The 3,292-nt window shown below is 50.7% G+C and carries 2 tRNA genes and 2 rRNA genes; all 4 read right to left on the reverse strand.

Annotated elements, in window-relative coordinates:
* Nucleotides 1-2,393: ribosomal RNA gene (locus KI375_RS26915) — 23S ribosomal RNA — on the reverse strand; the annotation flags it as partial.
* 372 nt (nucleotides 2,394-2,765) lie between these two features.
* Nucleotides 2,766-2,841: transfer RNA gene (locus tag KI375_RS26920), tRNA-Ala, on the reverse strand.
* Nucleotides 2,842-2,865: 24 nt separating this feature from the next.
* Nucleotides 2,866-2,939: transfer RNA gene (locus KI375_RS26925), tRNA-Ile, on the reverse strand.
* Between the two features lie 234 nt (nucleotides 2,940-3,173).
* Nucleotides 3,174-3,292, reverse strand: a 16S ribosomal RNA gene (locus tag KI375_RS26930); the annotation flags it as partial.

The raw sequence follows: 3,292 nt of genomic DNA on the forward strand, positions 1-3,292 counted from the left end.
TGTAGGTCTCGCAGTCAAGCTCCCTTGTGCCTTTACACTCTGCGAATGATTTCCAACCATTCTGAGGGAACCTTTGGGCGCCTCCGTTACCTTTTAGGAGGCGACCGCCCCAGTCAAACTGCCTGCCAGACACTGTCTCCCACCCGGATTACGGGTGTGGGTTAGAAGGTCAGTACAGCAAGGGTAGTATCCCACCAATGCCTCCACAGAAGCTGGCGCTCCTGTTTCCACGGCTCCTACCTATCCTGTACAAGCTGCACCGACATTCAATATCAGGCTGCAGTAAAGCTCCACGGGGTCTTTCCGTCCTGTCGCGGGTAACCTGCATCTTCACAGGTACTATAATTTCACCGAGTCTCTCGTTGAGACAGTGCCCAGATCGTTGCGCCTTTCGTGCGGGTCGGAACTTACCCGACAAGGAATTTCGCTACCTTAGGACCGTTATAGTTACGGCCGCCGTTTACTGGGGCTTCAATTCGCACCTTCAGGCAAAGCCTTAAGCGCTCCTCTTAACCTTCCAGCACCGGGCAGGCGTCAGCCCCTATACTTCGCCTTGCGGCTTTGCAGAGACCTGTGTTTTTGCTAAACAGTCGCCTGGGCCTATTCACTGCGGCTCTCTTGGGCTTTCACCCATAAGAGCACCCCTTCTCCCGAAGTTACGGGGTCATTTTGCCGAGTTCCTTAACGAGAGTTCTCTCGATCACCTTAGGATTCTCTCCTCGCCTACCTGTGTCGGTTTGCGGTACGGGCACCTCCCGCCTCGCTAGAGGCTTTTCTTGGCAGTGTGGAATTAGGAACTTCGGTACTATATTTCCCTCGCCATCACCGCTCCGCTTTAAAGAGAAGGATTTGCCTCCTCTTCAGCCTAACGGCTTGGACACAGTTATCCAACACTGTGCTTACCTTATCCTCCTGCGTCCCCCCATTACTCAAACGGCGGGGAGGTGGTACAGGAATATCGACCTGTTATCCATCGCCTACGCTTTTCAGCCTCGGCTTAGGTCCCGACTAACCCTGAGCGGACGAGCCTTCCTCAGGAAACCTTAGGCATTCGGTGGAAGGGATTCTCACCCTTCTTTCGCTACTCATACCGGCATTCTCACTTCCAAGCGCTCCACTAGTCCTTACGGTCTAGCTTCACAGCCCTTGGAACGCTCTCCTACCACTGACACCATTGGTGTCAATCCGCAGTTTCGGTGATCCGTTTAGCCCCGGTACATTTTCGGCGCAGAGTCACTCGACCAGTGAGCTATTACGCACTCTTTCAATGGTGGCTGCTTCTAAGCCAACATCCTGGTTGTCTAAGCAACTCCACATCCTTTTCCACTTAACGGATACTTGGGGACCTTAACTGGCGGTCTGGGCTGTTTCCCTCTCGACTACGGATCTTATCACTCGCAGTCTGACTCCTGAAGAACAAGTCATTGGCATTCGGAGTTTGTCTGAATTCGGTAACCCGGTGAGGGCCCCTCGTCCAAACAGTGCTCTACCTCCAAGACTCTACTTCAAGGCTAGCCCTAAAGCTATTTCGGAGAGAACCAGCTATCTCCAGGTTCGATTGGAATTTCACCGCTACCCACACCTCATCCCCGCACTTTTCAACGTACGTGGGTTCGGGCCTCCAGTAAGTGTTACCTTACCTTCACCCTGGACATGGGTAGATCACCTGGTTTCGGGTCTGCGACCTCATACTCATACGCCCTATTCAGACTCGCTTTCGCTACGGCTCCGTCTCTTCAACTTAACCTTGCATGAAATCGCAACTCGCCGGTTCATTCTACAAAAGGCACGCCATCACACATAATTGTGCTTTGACTACTTGTAGGCACACGGTTTCAGGATCTATTTCACTCCCCTTCCGGGGTGCTTTTCACCTTTCCCTCACGGTACTGGTTCACTATCGGTCACTAGGGAGTATTTAGCCTTGGGAGATGGTCCTCCCAGCTTCCGACGGGATTCCTCGTGTCCCGCCGTACTCAGGATCCACTCGGGAGGGAACGAAGTTTCAATTACAGGGCTGTTACCTTCTCTGGCAGGTCTTTCCAGACCGCTTCGTTTACCCCGTTCCTTTGTAACTCCATATCGAGTGTCCTACAACCCCAAGAGGCAAGCCTCTTGGTTTGGGCTGTTCCCCTTTCGCTCGCCGCTACTCAGGGAATCGATTTTTCTTTCTCTTCCTCCGGGTACTGAGATGTTTCAGTTCCCCGGGTATGCCTTCCAATTCCTATGTATTCAAAATTGGATCCTACCCCATTAAAGGTAGGGGGTTTCCCCATTCGGAAATCTTCGGATCTACGCTTGCTTACAGCTCCCCGAAGCATATCGGTGTTAGTCCCGTCCTTCATCGGCTCCTAGTGCCAAGGCATCCACCGTGCGCCCTTAATAACTTAATCGTCATCCAAAAAATAAGCGGCGAATCTCTGCGTCAACTGCACTCACTCACATCCTCACGCACGTTTGTGCGCTCCGGTGTTCATTCGCTTGTTTCCTTGAGCTTCTTGCTTCTTTTTCGTCTGATTGAATAAAAATAAGCGGCGAACTTCTGTGTCAACTGCATTCGTTCGCATCCTCACGCACGTTTGTGCATTCCGGTGCTCACTCATTTGTTTCCTTGAACTTCTTGCTTCTTTTTATTCAATATTAAAAAGGTTTATCTTATGGAATCATCCATAAGGTGATGCTTCTCGGTTTGTTATATCTTCTTATTTTATCTGGTTTTCAAAGAACAAATAAGCTGACGATTTATAATTAAATCAGCTTGAGTTTGGTGGAGCCTAGCGGGATCGAACCGCTGACCTCCTGCGTGCAAAGCAGGCGCTCTCCCAGCTGAGCTAAGGCCCCACAAATAAAAAAGCTAACGTGTGATGGGCCTGAGTGGACTCGAACCACCGACCTCACGCTTATCAGGCGTGCGCTCTAACCAGCTGAGCTACAGGCCCACATTAACTTTATAAAGAGTTTGAACTCTCAAAACTGAACGAAACGAAACGTCTTTTATATTGCTTTTTTGTGTCTAGCTCTGGCGCCTAGCGACTAGCAAATTTACGGTTTCTTCCTACGATAAGTCAACATCGGTTCGTCCAATGGACTCTCCGTGTTTCCTTTATCTCGTCAGAAGCCTTTAAATTTGTACGTCGCTGAACAGGCGCCTCCGCTTTTCGTTTTTTCCTTAGAAAGGAGGTGATCCAGCCGCACCTTCCGATACGGCTACCTTGTTACGACTTCACCCCAATCATCTGTCCCACCTTCGGCGGTTGGCTCCAAAAGGTTACCTCACCGACTTCGGGTGTTA

The organism is Bacillus sp. J14TS2 (assembly GCF_018333015.1).
Lineage (GTDB): Bacteria > Bacillota > Bacilli > Bacillales > Bacillaceae_C > Lederbergia.